The organism is Oceanobacillus sp. FSL W7-1281 (genome assembly GCF_037969835.1).
In the GTDB taxonomy this organism is placed as follows: domain Bacteria; phylum Bacillota; class Bacilli; order Bacillales; family Amphibacillaceae; genus Oceanobacillus; species Oceanobacillus oncorhynchi.
In genome coordinates this window covers 2913703-2933601 of record NZ_CP150214.1, presented here as the reverse complement: position 1 = coordinate 2933601, position 19899 = coordinate 2913703, and the positions used below count along the sequence as shown (strand labels likewise).

The window sequence follows — 19899 nt, the reverse complement described above, 5'->3', positions numbered from 1 at the left end:
TCAAATACTAAAGATGCTTAAGGCGAGTTACAGAGCATGCTGTTTAAAAGCCCGTATCAGACGGGTTTATAGTAATGCTTTAGGCTGAAAGGCTCTATCTTTGACAGCAGAGTCACCAGCAGGCAGATGAGGGAACCCTTCATTTGCACAAGAATACGTTTGAGGAGGCATGGCCAAATGTCAGTATTAGATAACTTTGATTCATGGAAAGGCTTTTTAAAAGGACGTTTGCAGCAAGCTGAGGAAAATGGTATCAACCATGATACGTTAACAAATTTAGCAGCTGAAGTCGGTGATTACCTCGCAGAAAGTGTAGATGCAAAAACACCGGAAGAAGAGGTATTGAAGGAACTGTGGAGCACAGCTTCTGAAGAAGAGCAGCAAGCTCTTGCCAGCGCGATGATTAAACTTGTCCAAAAGCATGATTAAAATGATGAATAATAAGAAGAGAAGCTGTATAGGATTATCTATATAGCTTCTTTTTGTATATTCCTTGAGAAATGAATTTCATTTGTGCCAAAAAGTATGACGATGCAGTAAAATAACATCATTCATTTTTATTTTGAAAAAACGTTAAAGAAAACGGAGTAAGCCAAACCTGTAAAGGTGCAGGATTACCAATGTTGTCAGGTTAATGAATTTTATTAATTTTGATACAGATAGTAATAAAACTTATCTAGCGACGGTTTTTGATGGGACGAGTAATCGCAAAAGCTCTTCGATGGGACGAGTAATCGCAGTCCCAGTCCTAGTGTGAAGACCCCGCAGAAAAAAAGCGAACTTCTTTTTTTCTACCCGCGGGGCATAAGTGCGACTATGCTTTTGTCTGCGTCTGTCGGCTTGCCAATCGCTAAGTCTTCTTTAAAGGAGATGAGCTTGGGGCCCATGGAAAGCGTAGTGTTTTTCCGTAGCGGCGTATTAACCTGACAACATTGCTGCGATTACTCCTCCCATCGAAAACCATGACGCTTATACTTTTTCCCTTGAATTCTTTATATTTTCTCAAAGTGCAAAAAATGAATGGAGAAAAAGGGATTAGTAGTTTAGGAAATATAGAAAAAATGGTATATTATAATAGAAGGTTCATCTATTTTTCGATATGATAGTACATAGTATGACATAATAAGTTGCCTGACCAGAAAAAACTACTTCTAAAAGGAGCTTACAATGGATAGAACACAGTGGTATCTAGAATATGAAAACTTAAAAAATCGTCCGGGATTATTAGGTGAAATTTCCTCTCTGCTTGGAATGCTTTCGATAAACATTATTATGATTAATGGGGTTGAAAATTCCCGGAGAGCCATGCTTATCCTGTCTAAATATGATGAAAATATAACAAGACTTAAATATATTTTAGAAACAATGGATGCAATAAAAGTACATAAGCTTCGTAAGCCTAAACTGCGTGATAAAATTACCGTCCGGCACGGAAAATTTATTCATCACGATAATGAAGACCGTAAAACAATCCGTTTTGTGCGAAATGAGCTTGGACTTTTAGTTGATTTTATGGCTGAATTATTTAAGGTGGAAGGGCATAAGCTTATTGGGATAAGAGGGATGCCCAGAGTAGGGAAAACGGAGTCCGTCGTTGCAGCAAGCGTCAGTGCAAACAAAAGATGGTTGTTTGTATCCAGCACCATGATTAAACAAACAGTGCGCAAAAATTTAATTGAAGGAGAATACGATTCGGACAATATCTACATTATTGACGGCATTGTCTCTAAAAGAAAAATGAACGAAGAAGAGCATTGGCAGCTTATCAGAGAGATTATGCAGCTGCCGACTGTCAAAGTGATTGAGCATCCAGATATCTTCGTTCAATCTACAGAATACAGCATGCAAGATTTTGATTACATTATTGAGCTCAGAACACATGAAGATCAAGAAATCACTTATGAGACAGTAGAAAATGAGGATTTGCGACAAGACGGATTCTCGATGTTTTAATTAAAAAGGTGGAAGGTGTTTTAAATGGATGTTGGTGAAAAGCTGAAAGAGGCACGGCTGGCGAAGGATATTTCTTTGGACAGCCTGCAGGAAAAAACAAAGATTCAAAAAAGATACTTGGTTGCCATTGAAGAAGGCAATTTTGATATTCTTCCGGGAAAGTTCTACACACGTGCATTTATTAAAGAATATGCGACGGCAGTGGGAATTAATCCGGATGAAATCATGACCGATCATAAAGAGGAGCTTCCTGCTACAGAAGAAGAGAATGTACAATACAGCAGGATACAGCGAACGAGAAAAGAGAGCAGATCAGATAAAGAATCACGGTCCTCATCCATTATTCCAACGGTAACTGTGGTTTTATTGATTATCGCTATCATCGCGGTAGCTATCTTTTTCATTAGTCAGAGCTCTTCTCCGAATGACGGGGAACCAGTCGAAGAAGAAAATAGCAACGATGGCGGCATGATTATTGATGATTCCGGTGAGGGAGACGGTAATGGCGCTGCGGATGATAATGCAGAGGACAGTGAAGAAGGAACGGGAGATGGAGCGGCAGAAGAAGATGAGGAGACAGAAGAAAATGGAGAAGTCTCCGTTGAGGTTGTTGAAGAGGGAACAGGTAATTCTCCAACTTCTGAACTTGAAGTCACAGGTGCTGGTGAAGAAGCTACATTAATTTTGGAATCTGCAGATGATGAACAGAACAGCTGGCTGGAAATAACCGGAACAGGTGATGAATCTTTATTTAGCGGTAATTTTGATGCAGAAGCATCCCCTGTAGAAATTGATTTAGCTGATGAAGAATCGATTTCGTTGAACATAGGTAATTCATCAGCAGTGACGATTTCTATCGATGGAACAGATATCGAATATCCGACTTCTGCCATCCATCAGCGTATCAATTTGCAGATGAACAATGAATGAATGGAGTAGAAGTAAACCCTCCTTTTAAAAGGAGGGTTTACTTCTTGCCCATTGGGAAATTATAAAATAAATGTATACTTCGATAAGGCTAATAATTCTGGTATTGGCCTTTAAGAAGGATGTCAGCGCAGCTAACATGTTAAACAACAAAATATAGGGAAGCTGCGTAGCAAGTTTTTGATGGAGGGTGTAAAATGAATTTACCAAATAAGTTAACTTTTTCTCGAATTTTAATGATACCTCTTTTTATTATATTGATGAGTGTTCCGTTTCCTTGGGGAAGCTGGGATATTGGAAATGCAGAGTTGCCTGTTGCCCACTTTGCAGCGGCCTTGATATTTATCATTGCAGCCTGCACAGATTGGGTGGATGGCTACTATGCAAGGAAGTATAACTTAGTTACCAATTTAGGGAAGTTTATGGACCCATTAGCGGATAAACTTCTTGTTTCAGCGGCTCTCATTTTGTTAATAGAGATTGAACTGGCTCCGGCTTGGGTGGTTATTATTATCATCAGCAGAGAGTTTGCTGTTACGGGATTAAGACTCGTTGCAGCAGGCGAAGGAACCGTAATGGCTGCCGGCAGTATGGGCAAATTAAAAACAGCAACACAAATGATTGCCATTGCTGCTTTGTTATTGCATAACTTTCCATTTTCTTATATGAATTTTCCATTTGGTACAATTATGTTATATCTATCCTTAGTATTCACCATTATTTCAGGGGTGGACTACTTTGTTAAAAACTGGAGTATAATGAGGGATTCGAAATGACAAAAAATTATCAAGCAGAAATCGTTGCAGTAGGTACAGAGTTATTGCTTGGACAAATAGCGAATACAAATGCACAATGGCTGTCGGAGCAGCTGGCTACGTATGGAATAAATGTTTATAACCATACTGTGGTGGGAGATAATTTAGATCGTGTTGAACAGGCCTTTCGCCTGGCGCAGTCACGTTCAGATATTGTAATTGTTACCGGCGGGCTGGGACCGACGGAAGATGACTTGACACGGGAAGGCTTTGAACAATTAACAGGCCTTGAAATTATAGAAGATAAAACCACGATGGAAAAGATAGAAAGCTATTATAAAGAGCGAAACCGCACGATGACACCGAATAATCGGAAGCAAGCCCGTGTTTTCAAAGGTGCCAGTGTATTAAAAAATAATGCAGGGATGGCTCCGGGAATGTATATCGATTATCAGGATACGCATTGGTTCTTTCTGCCGGGCGTTCCTCGGGAAATGAAGCAAATTTCTTCAGAAGAGCTGTTTCCATTTCTGGAAAACTTAACGGGAAAACAGCAGGTTATTCAATCCACTGTGTTGAAATTTATCGGCATCGGCGAATCCAATCTGGAGCATGAATTAACAGATATGATTCATGAACAGACAAACCCGACGATTGCCCCGCTGGCACAAGACCAGGGAGTGGTTATCCGGGTTACTGCGAGTGCTGCATCGAAAGTTGAGGCGCAAAAACTGGTTGCAGATAAAAAACAAGAAATTTTAGCGCGTATTGGAGCATACTGCTTTGGTGAGGATGAGCAGACGATTGAGAATAAAGTAATTGAGCTGTTAGCAGAAAAAAGAAAAACATTAGCTGCGGCGGAAAGCTTAACAGGCGGATTATTCTCTAGTAATCTTGTATCCGCTGCTGGAGCTTCGAATGTCTTTGCCGGCAGTCTGGTGACGTATCAGACAGCAGCCAAAGAAGCTTTATTGGACTTAACACCGGAATGGATCTCGAAATATGGTGTGGTGAGCAAGGAATGTGCCGAAGCGATGGCGGAACAGGCTGCCTTGAAATTAAATACACCGACCGCTATTTCCTTCACCGGAGTCGCTGGTCCGGAAACGCAGGAAGAAAAGCCGGTTGGACAAGTTTATATCGCCATTTACGATGAGGGGAAAATAGTGGAATCAAGTTCTATTCTTTTATCAGGCAACCGTAATAATATTCGTGAAAGAGCTGCTTTAAAAGGGTTTGAATTATTATATCAATATTTGAAATAAAAGTTTAAAAAAGGAAGTTTTAATAATTACCCCTTACCTGGTTTAGAGATTTCCTTTTTTAATACATTTTTACAAGCGATTTTAAATTTTAAGGCAAATTCTGTCTCGAAAATATAAGAACATTTATTCGTTTTTTTGCTTGTTAAATTGATGAAATCATTGTATGATGGATACAGATAGATAAAGGAGGAATTTTCGGTGAGTGATAAACAACAAGCTTTAGATATGGCTTTAAGACAAATAGAGAAGCAATTTGGTAAAGGTTCCATTATGAAAATGGGAGAGAATGAAATACCGAAGATTGCTACGATTCCAAGTGGATCGCTGGCTTTGGATGTATCCCTTGGAATTGGCGGATATCCAAAAGGAAGAGTAGTAGAAATATATGGTCCGGAATCTTCCGGTAAAACAACAGTAGCGCTCCATGCTATTGCAGAGGCGCAAAAACAGGGCGGGCAGGCTGCTTTTATTGATGCAGAGCATGCACTTGATCCTGTTTATGCAAGAGCGCTTGGCGTGAATATTGATGAGCTTTTATTATCACAGCCAGATACGGGGGAACAGGCTTTAGAAATTGCTGAAGCACTTGTACGAAGCGGCGCAGTAGATATTGTTGTTGTCGATTCTGTAGCAGCACTTGTACCAAAGGCTGAGATTGAAGGGGAGATGGGAGATTCCCATGTCGGCTTGCAGGCCCGGTTAATGTCACAGGCACTCCGTAAACTTTCAGGAGCAATCAATAAATCGAAGACAACAGCTATTTTCATCAATCAGATTCGTGAAAAAGTAGGCGTGATGTTCGGGAATCCGGAAACAACTCCCGGTGGCCGTGCGTTAAAATTCTATTCTTCTGTGAGGCTGGAAGTACGCCGTGCTGAAACCCTTAAAATCGGTAATGACGCAGTAGGGAATAAAGCCCGTATCAAGGTTGTAAAAAACAAAGTAGCACCTCCATTTAAGCAGGCAGAAGTGGATATTATGTATGGCAAAGGCATCTCCAAAGAAGGGGAAGTACTGGATATCGGTTCAGACCTTGATATCGTACAAAAAAGCGGTGCCTGGTATTCTTATAATGGAGAGCGGTTAGGTCAGGGCAGAGAAAACGCAAAACAATATCTGAAAGAAAATGAAGAAGTATTTGAAGAAATCAGCAAGACTATCCGTGATCATTATGAACTGGACAAAGAGCCGGAACAAAGTGAAGAAAAATCAAAAGAAGAGCAAGAAAGCCTGGACCTTTAATATAAACTAAAAAACCATAGCATTGACTATGGTTTTTTAGTATCTTTTAAAATACATATTCAGCGCGCACGCAGATGATTTATCAAGATTTCCAATATATTATAATTTATCTCGGGAGTTCCTTGACATTCAAGCTTGTGAGAATTAATATTAATAGTGTATAATTTTATAATTTGTATTATGAAATTACCTTTATTTTATGCATTTGAAAATGTGATATGCCGACAAATACGCAATTTACAATTTTATAGGCAATAGGAGGTGAAGTTATGAACACTGTGATTATTATCATCTCCATTTTGCTTGCTCTAGTCGTCGTATTTGTTGTTGGTTATCTGGTACGTAAATCTATTGCAGAAGCTAAAATTTCTAGTGCGGAAACATTAGCGAAACAAATTATGGAAGAAGCACGCAGAAATGCAGATACTGCTAAGAAAGAGGCGCTTCTAGAAGCAAAAGATGAGAATCATAAGCTTCGGAGCCAAGCCGAAGATGAGATTCGTGAGCGTCGTATGGAAGCTCAGAAGCAAGAAAATCGTCTGATGCAAAAAGAAGAAAATCTGGACAGAAAAGGTGAAACATTAGACAAACGTGAGGTTCTGCTCGAACAGAAAGAACAAACTCTTGTGGAACAACAACAACAAATGGAAGAAATGAAAAGCAAAGTGGAAGCTATGAAAGACGAGCAGCAAGCTGAGCTTGAGCGCATTTCAGGATATACAACCGAGCAGGCGAGACAAGTTATTTTAGAGCGCATCGAAAAAGAAGTACAGCATGAATCAGCAGTCATGATTAAAGAAGCTGAAAATCGTGCGAATGAGGAAGCTGATAAGAAAGCAAAAAATATCTTATCGCTTGCACTGCAAAGATGCGCAGCTGACCACGTTGCTGAAACTACGGTTTCTGTTGTGAATTTGCCGAATGATGAGATGAAAGGTCGTATTATTGGACGGGAAGGTCGAAATATCCGTACCTTAGAAACATTAACAGGAATTGATTTAATTATTGATGATACACCTGAAGCGGTTATTCTATCCGGTTTTGATCCAATACGGCGTGAAATCGCACGAATGGCGTTAGAAAGACTTGTACAAGATGGCAGAATCCACCCTGCGCGTATTGAGGAAATGGTTGAAAAATCAAGACGTGATGTTGACGAATATATACGTGAAGTGGGCGAGGAGACAACATTTGAAGTTGGCATCCACGGATTACATCCGGATCTTGTGAAGATTCTAGGTCGTTTAAAATATCGTACAAGCTACGGTCAAAATGTCTTGAAGCACTCAATGGAAGTTGCTTACTTGTCAGGACTGCTGGCAGCGGAATTAGGAGAAGATATAAATCTTGCTAAGAGAGCTGGTCTGCTGCATGATATCGGAAAAGCGATTGATCATGAAGTAGAAGGCAGTCATGTTGAAATTGGTAAAGAATTAGCAATGAAATACAAAGAACCAGAAGTGGTTATTAATTCAATTGCTTCCCACCATGGAGATGAGGAGGCAACCTCTGTTATAGCTGTATTAGTTGCAGCTGCAGATGCACTTTCTGCCGCCAGACCGGGAGCTCGAAGCGAAACCCTTGAGAATTATATCAAGCGTTTAGAAAAATTAGAAGAGATATCTGAGTCGTTTGAAGGCGTAGAGAAGTCATTTGCCATCCAAGCCGGTCGTGAAATTCGTATCATGGTTCGTCCTGATGATATTGATGACATGGAATCAGCGAGAATTGCACGTGATATCAGAAAACGTATTGAAGGGGAGCTTGACTACCCTGGACATATTAAGATTACGGTTATTCGGGAAACAAGAGCAGTTGAATACGCAAAATAAAGCAAGGGCGGCAGATGTCGCCTTTGTTTTTTTATTGACTTAGAATAGCGAAAATAGCATTATGTCACAAAGTAAATCAGGGAAAGATACAAACGGGTACAGTGAATGCTTGGTCTGCTGTCTTTCATAGCGGCTGAGAAAACATAATGATATTGTTATATGGAAAGAAGAGAGGTAGGAAAAAATGAAAATTTTATTTATTGGTGATGTGGTAGGTTCTCCAGGAAGAGATATGATCGCAGAATATCTGCCTAAGTTAAAAGAAAAATATAAGCCGAGTGTAACCATTATTAATGGAGAAAATGCTGCTGCAGGAAAGGGTATTACAGAAAAGATTTACAAGCAATTTTTACAAGCTGGAGCACAAGTGATTACAATGGGAAATCATACGTGGGATAAAAAAGAAATTTTTGAGTTTATCGATCAGGCGCCGGCACTGATTCGTCCAGCGAATTTTCCAGAGAATAATCCGGGAAAAGGAATTGCCTATACAAACATTAACGGAAAAGAAGTTGCTGTGATTAATTTACAGGGAAGAACCTTCCTTCCGCCAATTGATGATCCCTTTGAGAAAGCAGATCAATTAGTAGAGGAAGCGAAGAAAAGAACCAATACGATTTTTGTAGATTTTCATGGTGAAGCAACAAGTGAGAAACAAGCAATCGGCTGGTATCTGGACGGAAGAGTAACGGCTGTTGTCGGGACGCACACGCATACGCAAACTGCAGACGAAAGAATATTGCCCAGAGGTACTGCATATATATCTGATGTGGGGATGACAGGACCGTATGATGCGATATTAGGCGTGGAGAAGGAATCGGTTATTAAAAGATTCCAAACTTCCCTTCCAGTACGTTTTGAAATTGAAAAAAAGGGAAGAACACAACTAAATGGAGTATTCATTAGTACGGACGATTCGACGGGAAAAGCAGCAAAGATTGAACGGATCCTTATTAATGATGATCATCCTTTCTTTGCATAGTATTTGCCCGTGATGCAGTCGAACAAGGTATACATCTCCAGAAGAAATAGTAGCAATAAAAGTATAAATAGCACATGAGGAGGTACTAGTGATGGAAGTTTTAAAAGTTTCAGCAAAATCAAATCCAAACTCAGTGGCAGGGGCTTTGGCAAATGTACTTAGGGAACGGGGTACGGCTGAAATTCAGGCGATCGGTGCGGGAGCGCTGAATCAATCCGTCAAAGCAGTTGCTATAGCTCGCGGTTTTGTAGCACCAAGCGGAGTCGATTTAATCTGTATACCGGCATTTACAGATATACTAATTGATAATGAGGAACGGACAGCGATTAAGTTAATTATTGAGCCGAGGTAATGAATATTTCAAAGGGTTGCCGTTCCAAAAGAAAAAACAGGCAGCCCGGATTGGATAGGGGCATGCCCTTCTCAAATTAACGGGTAATTTAGGACTTATTCCTTTATGAAGCAGAAAAATCTCTTTTTTCATTCGTGAAAAAAGAGATTTTTTATATGTTTCAGGCGTTGAGTATTGTACAATTATTATGTAGGCTTTATACTGTAAGTTAGTGCATCAATACATATGAATCGATGAAAGAAAGGGGATCAACCTGATGAACGAAGAACAGCGAAAACAACAGGCCCAGATTCGTAACGAAGAAGCTAATATAGAACGAATTAAAAATACATCCAGCGAAGAGTTAATTGCTAAATATTTTCAAATGGAGTATGAGCCGCAATCTCCAGATATAAAGAAAGCGAGAAAGCGTCGCAAGGAGGATATTCAATTTCATTATGATTTCTCCATCCCGGAGGATATGCAGCGAATCGGCGAGGGCAAAAAATTTCTGATCCGCACCTATGGCTGCCAAATGAATGAGCATGATACGGAGGTAATGGCCGGTATTTTGTCTGAAATGGGCTATGAATCCACCAATGTAACAGAAGAGGCAGATATTATATTGCTTAACACATGTGCCATTCGTGAAAATGCGGAAAATAAAGTATTCGGTGAAATTGGCCATTTAAAACCATTAAAATTAGAAAATCCAGATCTTATTATCGGAGTCTGCGGCTGTATGTCACAAGAAGAATCCGTAGTTAACCGGATTTTGAAAAAACATCAGCATATCGATCTAATATTTGGGACCCATAATATCCATCGTCTCCCGCACCTTGTTAAAGAAGCATTGTTCGGAAAAGAAATGATTGTTGAAGTGTGGTCTAAAGAAGGCGATATAATTGAGAATCTGCCGAAAGTACGTAAAGGGAAGACAAAAGCATGGGTGAATATTATGTATGGCTGTGACAAGTTCTGTACGTACTGTATCGTCCCTATGACCCGCGGGAAAGAGCGCAGCCGCCGTCCCAAAGATATTATTCAGGAAGTCCGCCACCTCGTTGCACAGGGCTATAAGGAAGTCACTCTTCTTGGACAAAATGTGAATGCATATGGAAAGGACTTTGAAGATATCGAATACGGTTTGGGCGATTTAATGGATGATATTCATAAGATCGATATTCCACGTGTCCGTTTTACAACTTCCCATCCGCGTGACTTTGATGACCGTCTGATTGAAGTGCTGGCACAGGGTGGAAATCTTTTGGATCATATTCATTTGCCGGTTCAATCCGGAAGCAGCGAAATACTGAAGAAAATGAATCGGAAGTATACACGGGAAGATTATTTAGAGTTAGTTAGAAAAATCCGTGAAGCCATGCCACATGCCACATTGACTACAGACATCATTGTAGGCTTCCCAAACGAAACAGAAGAGCAGTTTGAAGAAACAATGACATTAGTGGAAGAAGTAGGCTTTGAAGCAGCTTATACGTTTATTTATTCACCTCGTGAAGGGACGCCGGCTGCAAGGAAGAAAGATGATGTACCTGAAGAAGTAAAAAAACAACGCTTATATCGTTTAAATGAGCTGGTTAATAAACAATCGGCAGCGTCCATGAAATCTTATCAGGGTGAAGTTGTCAAGGTGCTTGTCGAAGGGGAAAGCAAGAAAGATCCAGACGTTCTTGCCGGTTATACAGAAAGAAATAAATTAGTAAACTTTAAAGGACCAAAATCCGCGATTGGCCAAATTGTAGAAGTAGAAATTACAGAAACGAAAACCTGGTCATTGAATGGTATTATGGTAGAAAATAGAGTTGAGGTGGAATAAGATGGCGATGTATGAGCGAAAAGAAGTACTTGATGAAGCCAGAAAGTTAGCGGCAATGCTTTCGAATACAGAAGAAATCGAGCGTTTTAAGCAAGTAGAAGCTAAATTAAATGGGAATAAAAAAGTCCAAAGCTTGATTAAGAAAATTAAAACGCTGCAAAAACAGGCTGTTAATTTTCAAGCATATGATAAGAAGGAAGCTTTACAGCGTATCGAGCAGGAAATTGACAGATTGCAAAATGAAATTGATGAAATTCCGGTAGTTCAGGAGTTTAAAGAGACACAAATCGTAGTCAACGATGTTTTGCAGCTGGTTTCCAAAACGATCTCCCGTACGGTTACAAATGATATTATTGAATCAACAGGCGGCGATGTGCTTAAAGGCGAAACCGGCTCCCAAACACAGAACAGTTCCAGCTGTGCGCACTAAACTGGAGACTGTTTAATAAAATAAATAAACAGACAAAGCCGGGCAGTGAGCTGTCCGGCTTTTTGTTAAAGAATAAGAAAGTATAAAAAATGCTGAATATAGCCGCTCCAGAAATACACTCCGCTTTCCGTGGGCTTGAGCTCAGCCTCCTCGAAAAAAAGAAAGTCACTTTTTTCTGCGGGGTCTTCACACTGCGCATTCCCACAGGAGTCTCCGTGTATTTCTTCCGCTAGAATTAGCTTCATTTCTTTGTAAGAAAGCAAATAAAACATATTTCTTCAAAGATGGGAGTGGAGGGAAGTCGACTCCTGCGGGAAAAGCAACAGGTGAAGACCCCGCAGGAAGCGGTTTTCTTCCGAGGAGGCTGAACGTTGCCCGCGGAAAGCGACTTCCCGGAGCGGACATCTCTTTGGCAAGAACATCGATATTTTAAAGACCAAGCGGTATTCTTGGTTTTTCTTACCTCGCAGCTTGTTTCAAATCGTCCAATAAGCAATTTTCGGGCATCCGATGATAGCCCATTTTTTCAAAATAAAAACCTTTCAAGCTCTCCTTCGCGCCTGCTTTTCTTTTTTCTTGGCAATAGTTATGCACTTTAGGTATTTGCCGTGCATAAAATGACTATGAAAAAAGAGGAGGTAAAATATATCATGACTTTTCTTGATAAAGAATATAGAGAAATCATTACGAAAGCAGTATGTGGTAAAGGCAGAAAATTCACAAAAGATACCCATACAATAACTCCAAGCCATCGTCCGACAAGTATTCTTGGTTGCTGGGTGATCAATCATTTATACCACGCGAAGAAGAAGTCTGAGGATACTGTCATTATCAGTGGCAGTTATGATATTAATGTATGGTATTCTTACAATGATAATACGAAAACAGAGGTTATCACAGAAAGGGTGGAATACACAGATGTAGTTCCGTTATCTGTTAAGGACGATAATTGTATCAATGATGAATACGATATTATCGCAAAGGTACTTCAGCAGCCTAATTGTTTAGAGTGCATGATTTCAGATAAGGGCGGCAGTATTACCGTCGATATTGAACGTGAATTTGTCGTTCAAATTATTGGCGAAACCAAAATCTGTGTAAAAGTAAAACCTAACTGGAAGAGCGATGACGAAGAAGATGATTTTACGTGGGACTATGAAATGACGGATGATGAGGCAGAGGATATCAGGCCGGACTTTATCCATCACAAACACAAAGATTAACATGAAACGAGGGTAGCCATACTCTCGTTTTCTTTTACACCCTAAGGAAATGATAAAAACGAAACATTCCCTTCTTCTTTAGCGAATGTTTCGTTTTTCTAAGAACAGGATAGGACAAGAATCGGAGAGATTATGCTATAATGGAGTTCGATTCAATTTAAAGATATGTGAAAAAAATAGATAATTTAGCAAGCTGGAGGAAATATTTCATGGCAAAATTAACACCAATGATGCAGCAATACATAGACATTAAGTCGCAATATAAGGATGCTTTTTTATTTTATCGGCTCGGAGATTTTTATGAGTTATTTTATGAGGATGCCACAAAGGCTGCGCAGGAATTAGAAATCACCCTAACGAAACGGGCTGGGGGCAATGACCCGATTCCGATGTGCGGTGTGCCTTATCATTCTGCAGAAAATTATATTAAGGTATTAATTGATAAAGGGTACAAGGTAGCCATCTGTGAGCAAGTCGAGGATCCGAAGACAGCGAAGGGTGTGGTCAAACGGGAGGTTGTCCAAATGATCACCCCGGGTACGGTGATGGAAAGTAATATGCTTGTGGAAGGTGAAAACAACTATATCGGCAGCCTGTCTCATTTTGGAGATGGTTCCTTTGTCATTGCGTATAATGATTTATCAACTGGAGAGAGCCGCCTGGCTTTAATGCAGGATGGCTGGGATAGTGTGATTCATGAATTTTATCATCAGCCGGTAAAGGAAATTGTGATTTCCTCTTCTCTGCCTGAAGAATTGCAAGCGCAGCTCAAGGAGCGGCTGCAGGTTACGTTATCCTATCAGGAAGAAGTGAATTTTAATGCGGAATTTCGTGAGCTGAGTGAGAATTTGAATGATGAACGTCTGATGGAGGCCTTCAGCAGATTATTGAATTATATCCAGAACACACAGAAGCGTTCCTTAGATCATCTGCAGCCGGCAGAAGTGATTGAGCTCAAGCAATATATGAGCCTGGATATGTATTCCAAACGCAATTTAGAACTGACAGAGTCGATTATGAAAAAATCAAAGCATGGCAGCTTATTATGGGTATTGGACAAAACCGTAACTGCGATGGGCGCAAGAATGCTGAAAAAATGGCTGGAGCGGCCGCTGTTAAATCAAGTTAAAATAAATCAGCGGCTAGAAGTGGTCGAGACTCTCCTAAACGCTTTTATGGAACGGGAGAATTTGCGGGAAAGCTTAAAGTCGGTATATGACTTGGAACGCTTATCCGGAAGAATTGCATTTGGGAATGTCAACGCAAGAGACTTAATCCAGTTAAAACAGTCCCTCCAGAATATCCCGGCGATAAAGGAGGCGCTCAATGCGCTTCATGTCCCTGAAGTGAGCGAGCTGGCAGACGCTTTGATTTACCCTGATCATATTGTTGAATTGCTGGAAAACAGCTTAGTTGAAGAACCGCCACTTTCTATTAAAGAAGGGGCTTTGATAAAAGAAGGTCATCATGAAGAATTAGATAAATACCGCGATGCATCTAAAAACGGAAAACAATGGATTGCATCCCTGGAGAAAAAAGAGCGGGAAGTAACTGGAATCAAGTCGCTGAAAATAGGATATAACCGTGTGTTTGGTTATTATATTGAAGTGACGAGACCTAACCTGCCTTTATTACAAGATGACCGCTATGAACGGAAGCAGACGCTCACCAACGCAGAGCGCTTTATCACACCGGAGCTGAAAGAAAAAGAAACACTTATCTTAGAAGCAGATGAAAAAAGCGTAGAGCTGGAGTATGATTTATTTATTAAAATCAGAGAGCAGATAAAGCAGGATATTCCATTAATTCAGCAGCTCGCGCAAATTATCAGTGAAATAGATGTATTGCAGGGCTTTGCGACGATCAGTGAAGAGAATAATTATAAACGGCCGACTTTTCGGGAAGGCGTCTTTTCAGTAGAGGGAGGAAGGCACCCCGTTGTCGAGCAGGTAATGAAAACCGGAACCTTTGTACCGAATGATGTACAGCTGAATGATGATAACCAGATGCTGCTTATTACCGGCCCAAACATGTCGGGTAAAAGTACCTATATGCGTCAAGTAGCATTAATCGCTATTATGGGACAGACTGGCTGCTTTATCCCGGCTGAATCAGGAATACTGCCTGTTTTTGATCAAATTTTTACGCGAATCGGTGCAGCAGATGATTTAGTCTCTGGACAGAGTACCTTTATGGTAGAGATGCTGGAAGCCAGGCATGCGATTCAAAATGCTACCGCCAACAGTCTGATTTTATTAGATGAAATTGGACGCGGAACAAGCACCTATGACGGCATGGCCTTGGCTCAGGCGATTGTAGAGTATATCCATAATCATATACACGCCAAAACACTCTTTTCCACGCATTATCATGAGCTGACAGCATTGGAGGGTTCCTTAGAGCATTTAAAAAATATCCATGTTCGTGCGGAAGAGCATGAAGGAAATGTTGTTTTTCTTCATCAAATCAAAGAAGGAGCAGCAGATCAGAGTTATGGTATCCATGTTGCTAAATTGGCCGATTTGCCGGATGAGTTAATCAATCGCGCTTCTGTTATTCTGGAAGGCTTTGAAAATAATGATTCCCAAGAAGTGCAGAAAGAGGAAGCTCCTTCTCTTGAACCAGAAGAGGCCGAATCAGCTCAATTATCCTTTTTTGCAGAGGAAAACAGTAAAGAACATAAGCCAGCGAAGTTAACTAATAAAGACAATGCAGCCTTAGAGGAACTCAAAAGCTTAAATATATTAGAAATGAATCCGTTAGAAGCTATGAATGAATTATATCGCCTGCAGAAGAAATTAAAGTAACACGTAGTAGAGGAAGGTGATAGCATGCCAATTCAACAAATGCCGGATAGTCTGGCAAATAAAATCGCAGCAGGAGAGGTGGTAGAACGTCCTGCTTCGGTAGTTAAGGAAATCATTGAAAATAGTATCGATGCAGGTGCCACATGGATACGCATCGATGTACACGAAGCCGGATTATCGGAAATACGCATTGTCGATAATGGGGCTGGTATTGCTGCAGAGGATGTGGAGAAGGCCTTTTTACCGCATGCGACCAGTAAAATAAGCACAGAGACCGATTTATTCCACGTGACCACACTTGGATTCCGTGGAGAGGCACTGGCAAGTATAGCTTCTGTCAGCAGACTGTCTATCCAGACCTCCCAAGGAGACGCTGCCGGAGTATCGCTTGAATTAGAGGGTGGAGAAGTTGTCAAAAGAGGCAAGAGCGATGCCCGTCAAGGTACAGAAATTGTGGTCAGTGATCTATTCTATAATACACCGGCACGGTTAAAATATATGAAAAGCCTTCATACCGAACTGGGGCATATATCAGATGTGTTGAACCGGATGGCATTAGCGCATCCGGAAATTCGGTTCGAAGCAACACATAATGGCAAAGGGCTCCTAAAAACTTCAGGCAATGATGATATGCTGCAGGTCATTTCGCAAGTGTATGGAATGAGTGTGGCCAAGCAAATGTCCCCAGTTGAACATAAGACGCTGGATTTTACGATTACCGGCTATATTGCGAAGCCGGAGGTAACAAGAGCATCCAGAAACTATATGTCAACGATTATTAATGGCCGTTTTGTCCGCAACATTGCCCTGAATAAAGCAATTATCGAAGGATATCATACGCTGCTGCCAATCGGCCGTTCTCCAATTGTTGTTCTTTCTATTGATATGGATTCGATTCTGGTCGATGTGAATGTCCACCCTGCCAAGCTGGAGGTCCGGTTCAGTAAAGAGAAAGAGCTGTATAGTGCCGTCAAAGATATGATCCAGGCTCATTTTCGGAAAATGACACTTATTCCGGAAGTGACGAAAAAGCCGGAGCCGAAGCAAAAATCAGAACAGCACGCGTTTCAATTTGAAACAGAGTCTGCTTCTCCATTTCAGGAGAACGAGAAAAAAATAGAAGCGGATAAACCATCTGATGCTGTTATCAGAGAAGAGAATCGGCATCAGGAGGAAGAACCCGCCTTTCTTCGTGAAGAGAATACCCATATTGAAGTTCAAAGGGGCGAACAGGAATCAGCATCTGCCCCAGAAGAAAAAGTCCCTGAGGAGCCTGTAATGGACGCTCCTGCGTCTCCAATAGAAAAAACGCCAGAGCAGGTTCAGCCTCGGGTCCCAATGATGTATCCAATCGGGCAGCTGCAGGGAACCTATATTATGGCACAAAATGAAAATGGCCTGTATATGGTGGATCAGCATGCTGCACAGGAGCGGGTAAAATATGAATTCTTTAAGCAAAAGCTCGGTAAACCAATCAATGAGTCACAGGAGCTTTTAATACCGTTGACCTTTGATTTTTCTAAAAAAGAGGCTATCTTTATTGAAGAAGCAAAGGATATATTAGAAAAAGCCGGATTATTTTTTGAACCGTTTGGTCACCAGACCTATGTTATACGTTCTCATCCAACCTGGTTTCCAGCCGGGCTGGAAGAAGAAATTATCCGGGAAATGGTGGATCAGTTTATTCAGGAAGCAACGGTGAATGTAGAAAAAATACGGGAAGAAGCAGCGATATTAATGTCTTGTAAACGGTCAATTAAAGCAAATCATTATTTAACCAGCGAGGAAATGTTCCAGCTGCTCGAAGACTTACGAAGTACCACCGATCCTTTTACATGTCCACATGGAAGACCGATTATTGTTCATTTCTCTACCTATGAATTAGAAAAGATGTTTAAGCGTATTATGTAGAATGGAAGCAAAAAAATAATGAAGTTGAGGAATAAATAAATGAAGAAAAAAGTAGTTTCTATCGTAGGACCAACAGCAGTCGGAAAGACAGCATTAGGAATTGCTGCTGCAAAAAAGTTCCGGGGGGAAATTATCAGCGGAGATTCCACACAGGTATATAAGGGGATGGATATCGGCACAGCTAAGGTAACACCGGAAGAAACAAAAGGCATTCCTCATCATATGATTGATATTATTAAGCCGGATCAGCCTTTTTCTGTCGCCGATTTTCAGGAGCATGTGAAATATCATATTGAAGCAATCCACGAACGGGGCAACCTTCCAATCATTGTTGGCGGGAGCGGCCTGTATATCCAATCTGTGCTGTTTGATTATCATTTTTCCGACCAGCGCCGTGACGAGGAGTTAACGAAAAAGCTATTTGAGCAGATAGAATCAGAGGGTCCGGATAACCTGTATGAGCGCCTGAAGCAGGTTGACCCGGAGCAGGCCAAAAAAGTTCATCCGAATAATCACAGGCGTCTTGTCCGCGCCTTAGAGGTCTATGAGCTGACCGGACTGACAATGTCGGAGTATCAGAAAGAGCAGAAGCCAGAATCCCCTTATGATCCATATATTATCGGATTAGATATGGAACGGACCGTATTATATGAACGGATTAACCGCCGGGTGGATAACATGATAGAAGCTGGATTAACCGAGGAAGTCGAGTCTCTTATTGCGAATGGGTATAAGAACTGTCAGTCAATGCATGCGATTGGCTATAAGGAGATAGCAGCTTATTTAGATAACCGCTTATCCCAAGCAGACGCTGTCAACGCGATTAAACAAAACTCACGCAAATATGCGAAAAGGCAGCTCACATGGTTTCGGAATAAGCTGGATGTGAATTGGTATCAGCTCACGGAGAAGGAAGCTGCACAACAAATGAAATTAATTTTAAATGATTTAGCAGGATTTTTAGAATCATAAATCGAATAAAGATGTATAGATAGAAAAGAGGAGGAACTTATTTTATGGCTCAATCCGTTAATATTCAAGATCAATATTTAAATCAATTGCGAAAAAATCATGTTTTTGTCACTGTTTTTTTAACCAACGGCTTTCAATTAAGAGGAACGGTCAAAGCGTTTGATAATTTTACGGTGCTGTTGGAAACAGACGGCAAGCAGCAGCTTATTTTTAAACACGCTATTTCCACATTCTCTCCATCGAAGAATGTGGAAATTGAGAAAGAATAGAGATGTGAGGAGAGGAGCTGAATGGAGCTTCTCTCTTTTTGGTATTCACTTCAATAAAAAAACTTCTCCATGAAGCAGTTTTTTATTGCCTCTCGATAGGTTATAATTACGCATTAAATACGAATAAGCCTCTCTTTAGAATTTAATCATAAAGAGAGACTTATTTTAAAATTTATTTACTTATCAGCAGACCAATTCCGTGTATCGTGCGTTTTCCGCAATACACCTCCTAAATAATCATCCTTCTTTCTCATCACACAATCACAAGGAAGGATGCTCATTCCGGTAATACTCATGAAATATCTTCATTAATGCTCTTTTTTCAATCCGCGATACATAGCTTCTGGAGATATTTAATTTCTTCGCGATCTCCCGCTGAGTCATTTCATCCTGGTCATTTAATCCGTAACGATACACAATTACTTCCCGTTCGCGGCTGTCTAAGATAGAAAAATACTGTTCAATCTTTGAAATTTCCATATTTAATTGGATATACTCAATCACATTTTCATTTTCAGCTTCTAATATATCAATTAAGCTGATTTCATTTCCTTCCTTATCCTGCCCGATTGGATCATGCAGGGAGACATCTTTTTTGACTTTCTTAAGCGCTCTTAAATGCATCAGTATTTCATTTTCCACACAGCGGGCGGCATAGGTCGCCAGTTTGGTACCTTTTCCTGTAGAAAAGCTTTCGACTCCTTTGATTAAGCCGATGGTCCCGATAGAAATTAAATCCTCCATATCCTCTCCGGTATTTTCAAATTTCTTGACCAGATGGGCTACGAGACGAAGATTATGTTCAATCAGTTTGTTTCTGGCTTCTTCATCTCCTTCCTGCATCAATTGGATGTATTTTGCTTCTTCCTTAGGGGATAGTGGCTGGGGGAAAGACTGGTTCTTGACATAAGAGACAAAAAATAAAGCTTCTTTAATAAATAGTCCAAGTGCAGATAATATCATGGACAAATCCCATCACCTCCAAGAGTAAGCATCTTTAAACCTTCTAGGTAATTGCCTATAGCCTATTCTTATGTGCGGAAGAAGAAAAACGTGTCTGTCCATGCAGAATGGAAAAGCTGAAAGAAGAAAATAATTTTATTATCCTTGCCAATTCGAGGTTTTTATAAGGCAGCTATCTATATAAAAAGCTCCGATTTCTC

18 protein-coding genes are annotated in these 19899 nt (G+C 40.5%); 17 read left to right on the top strand and 1 reads right to left on the bottom strand.

The features are described from left to right. The first annotated feature begins 177 nt into the window (after positions 1 to 177). The 17 genes from MKX55_RS14570 to hfq all read left to right on the top strand — a co-directional run bounded on the left by MKX55_RS14570 (position 178) and on the right by hfq (position 18736). A complete protein-coding gene (locus MKX55_RS14570) occupies positions 178 to 429 on the top strand; it encodes a DUF3243 domain-containing protein (protein WP_042534929.1) in 252 nt (83 codons plus the stop codon). Positions 430 to 1167: 738 nt separating this feature from the next. Further along, a complete protein-coding gene (locus MKX55_RS14565; RefSeq protein WP_193064664.1) occupies positions 1168 to 1953 on the top strand; it encodes a DUF3388 domain-containing protein in 786 nt (261 codons plus the stop codon). A gap of 24 nt (positions 1954 to 1977) precedes the next feature. Further along, positions 1978 to 2883, top strand: coding sequence for a RodZ domain-containing protein (locus MKX55_RS14560; RefSeq protein ID WP_339233336.1), 906 nt, complete (start codon positions 1978 to 1980; stop codon positions 2881 to 2883). Between the two features lie 194 nt (positions 2884 to 3077). Next, positions 3078 to 3656 carry a CDP-diacylglycerol--glycerol-3-phosphate 3-phosphatidyltransferase gene (pgsA, locus tag MKX55_RS14555; protein WP_042534923.1) on the top strand — a complete coding sequence of 193 codons (579 nt, stop codon included), beginning with the start codon at positions 3078 to 3080 and terminating at the stop codon, positions 3654 to 3656. Beyond that, a complete protein-coding gene (locus tag MKX55_RS14550) occupies positions 3653 to 4900 on the top strand; it encodes a competence/damage-inducible protein A (protein ID WP_339233335.1) in 1248 nt (415 codons plus the stop codon). Before pgsA ends, MKX55_RS14550 begins: the two co-directional genes overlap by 4 nt. A 198-nt stretch (positions 4901 to 5098) precedes the next feature. Then, on the top strand, positions 5099 to 6142 hold the full coding sequence (recA, locus tag MKX55_RS14545; RefSeq protein ID WP_042534919.1) for a recombinase RecA: 1044 nt from the start codon (positions 5099 to 5101) through the stop codon (positions 6140 to 6142). 269 nt (positions 6143 to 6411) lie between these two features. Continuing rightward, positions 6412 to 7974: a ribonuclease Y gene (gene rny, locus MKX55_RS14540; protein WP_339178113.1), complete on the top strand. Its 1563-nt coding sequence runs from the start codon at positions 6412 to 6414 to the stop codon at positions 7972 to 7974. Between the two features lie 184 nt (positions 7975 to 8158). Next, positions 8159 to 8956 (top strand): TIGR00282 family metallophosphoesterase, encoded by a 798-nt coding sequence (locus tag MKX55_RS14535; protein WP_339178111.1) that lies wholly within the window; start codon positions 8159 to 8161, stop codon positions 8954 to 8956. A 91-nt stretch (positions 8957 to 9047) separates the two neighbouring features. After that, positions 9048 to 9308: a stage V sporulation protein S gene (locus MKX55_RS14530; protein WP_042534912.1), complete on the top strand. Its 261-nt coding sequence runs from the start codon at positions 9048 to 9050 to the stop codon at positions 9306 to 9308. 256 nt (positions 9309 to 9564) lie between these two features. Then, positions 9565 to 11124, top strand: a complete 1560-nt coding sequence (gene miaB / locus MKX55_RS14525; protein WP_339178106.1) for a tRNA (N6-isopentenyl adenosine(37)-C2)-methylthiotransferase MiaB — start codon at positions 9565 to 9567, stop codon at positions 11122 to 11124. Position 11125: 1 nt separating this feature from the next. Then, a complete protein-coding gene (locus tag MKX55_RS14520; RefSeq protein WP_339178104.1) occupies positions 11126 to 11554 on the top strand; it encodes a YlbF family regulator in 429 nt (142 codons plus the stop codon). Positions 11555 to 11925: 371 nt separating this feature from the next. Beyond that, complete coding sequence (locus MKX55_RS14515) at positions 11926 to 12153, top strand: hypothetical protein (protein ID WP_339233334.1); 228 nt, start codon at positions 11926 to 11928, stop codon at positions 12151 to 12153. Positions 12154 to 12204: 51 nt separating this feature from the next. After that, complete coding sequence (locus tag MKX55_RS14510; protein ID WP_339178101.1) at positions 12205 to 12777, top strand: outer spore coat protein CotE; 573 nt, start codon at positions 12205 to 12207, stop codon at positions 12775 to 12777. A gap of 209 nt (positions 12778 to 12986) precedes the next feature. After that, the gene (mutS, locus tag MKX55_RS14505) at positions 12987 to 15584 is read left to right on the top strand and encodes a DNA mismatch repair protein MutS (protein WP_339178099.1); all 2598 of its coding nucleotides are present in this window, start codon (positions 12987 to 12989) and stop codon (positions 15582 to 15584) included. Positions 15585 to 15608: 24 nt separating this feature from the next. Next, positions 15609 to 17495, top strand: a complete 1887-nt coding sequence (mutL, locus tag MKX55_RS14500) for a DNA mismatch repair endonuclease MutL (RefSeq protein ID WP_339233333.1) — start codon at positions 15609 to 15611, stop codon at positions 17493 to 17495. A 39-nt stretch (positions 17496 to 17534) separates the two neighbouring features. Further along, entirely contained in the window at positions 17535 to 18467 is a 933-nt protein-coding gene (gene miaA / locus MKX55_RS14495) for a tRNA (adenosine(37)-N6)-dimethylallyltransferase MiaA (protein ID WP_339233332.1), read from the top strand. A 44-nt stretch (positions 18468 to 18511) separates the two neighbouring features. After that, positions 18512 to 18736, top strand: coding sequence for an RNA chaperone Hfq (gene hfq, locus MKX55_RS14490; RefSeq protein ID WP_042534897.1), 225 nt, complete (start codon positions 18512 to 18514; stop codon positions 18734 to 18736). 261 nt (positions 18737 to 18997) lie between these two features. Here the strand turns inward: hfq and sigK are convergent, their stop codons facing one another. Then, positions 18998 to 19705: an RNA polymerase sporulation sigma factor SigK gene (gene sigK, locus MKX55_RS14485; protein WP_339178089.1), complete on the bottom strand. Its 708-nt coding sequence runs from the start codon at positions 19703 to 19705 to the stop codon at positions 18998 to 19000. Positions 19706 to 19899: the final 194 nt, after the last annotated feature.

Bases quoted from the DNA above. Each gene is read 5' to 3' on its own strand.
- MKX55_RS14570 (WP_042534929.1), top strand. From the start codon at position 178: ATGTCAGTATTAGATAACTTTGATTCATGGAAAGGCTTTTTAAAAGGA.
- MKX55_RS14565 (WP_193064664.1), top strand. From the start codon at position 1,168: ATGGATAGAACACAGTGGTATCTAGAATATGAAAACTTAAAAAATCGT.
- MKX55_RS14560 (WP_339233336.1), top strand. From the start codon at position 1,978: ATGGATGTTGGTGAAAAGCTGAAAGAGGCACGGCTGGCGAAGGATATT.
- pgsA (WP_042534923.1), top strand. From the start codon at position 3,078: ATGAATTTACCAAATAAGTTAACTTTTTCTCGAATTTTAATGATACCT.
- MKX55_RS14550 (WP_339233335.1), top strand. From the start codon at position 3,653: ATGACAAAAAATTATCAAGCAGAAATCGTTGCAGTAGGTACAGAGTTA.
- rny (WP_339178113.1), top strand. From the start codon at position 6,412: ATGAACACTGTGATTATTATCATCTCCATTTTGCTTGCTCTAGTCGTC.
- MKX55_RS14535 (WP_339178111.1), top strand. From the start codon at position 8,159: ATGAAAATTTTATTTATTGGTGATGTGGTAGGTTCTCCAGGAAGAGAT.
- MKX55_RS14530 (WP_042534912.1), top strand. From the start codon at position 9,048: ATGGAAGTTTTAAAAGTTTCAGCAAAATCAAATCCAAACTCAGTGGCA.
- miaB (WP_339178106.1), top strand. From the start codon at position 9,565: ATGAACGAAGAACAGCGAAAACAACAGGCCCAGATTCGTAACGAAGAA.
- MKX55_RS14520 (WP_339178104.1), top strand. From the start codon at position 11,126: ATGGCGATGTATGAGCGAAAAGAAGTACTTGATGAAGCCAGAAAGTTA.
- MKX55_RS14510 (WP_339178101.1), top strand. From the start codon at position 12,205: ATGACTTTTCTTGATAAAGAATATAGAGAAATCATTACGAAAGCAGTA.
- mutS (WP_339178099.1), top strand. From the start codon at position 12,987: ATGGCAAAATTAACACCAATGATGCAGCAATACATAGACATTAAGTCG.
- mutL (WP_339233333.1), top strand. From the start codon at position 15,609: ATGCCAATTCAACAAATGCCGGATAGTCTGGCAAATAAAATCGCAGCA.
- miaA (WP_339233332.1), top strand. From the start codon at position 17,535: ATGAAGAAAAAAGTAGTTTCTATCGTAGGACCAACAGCAGTCGGAAAG.
- hfq (WP_042534897.1), top strand. From the start codon at position 18,512: ATGGCTCAATCCGTTAATATTCAAGATCAATATTTAAATCAATTGCGA.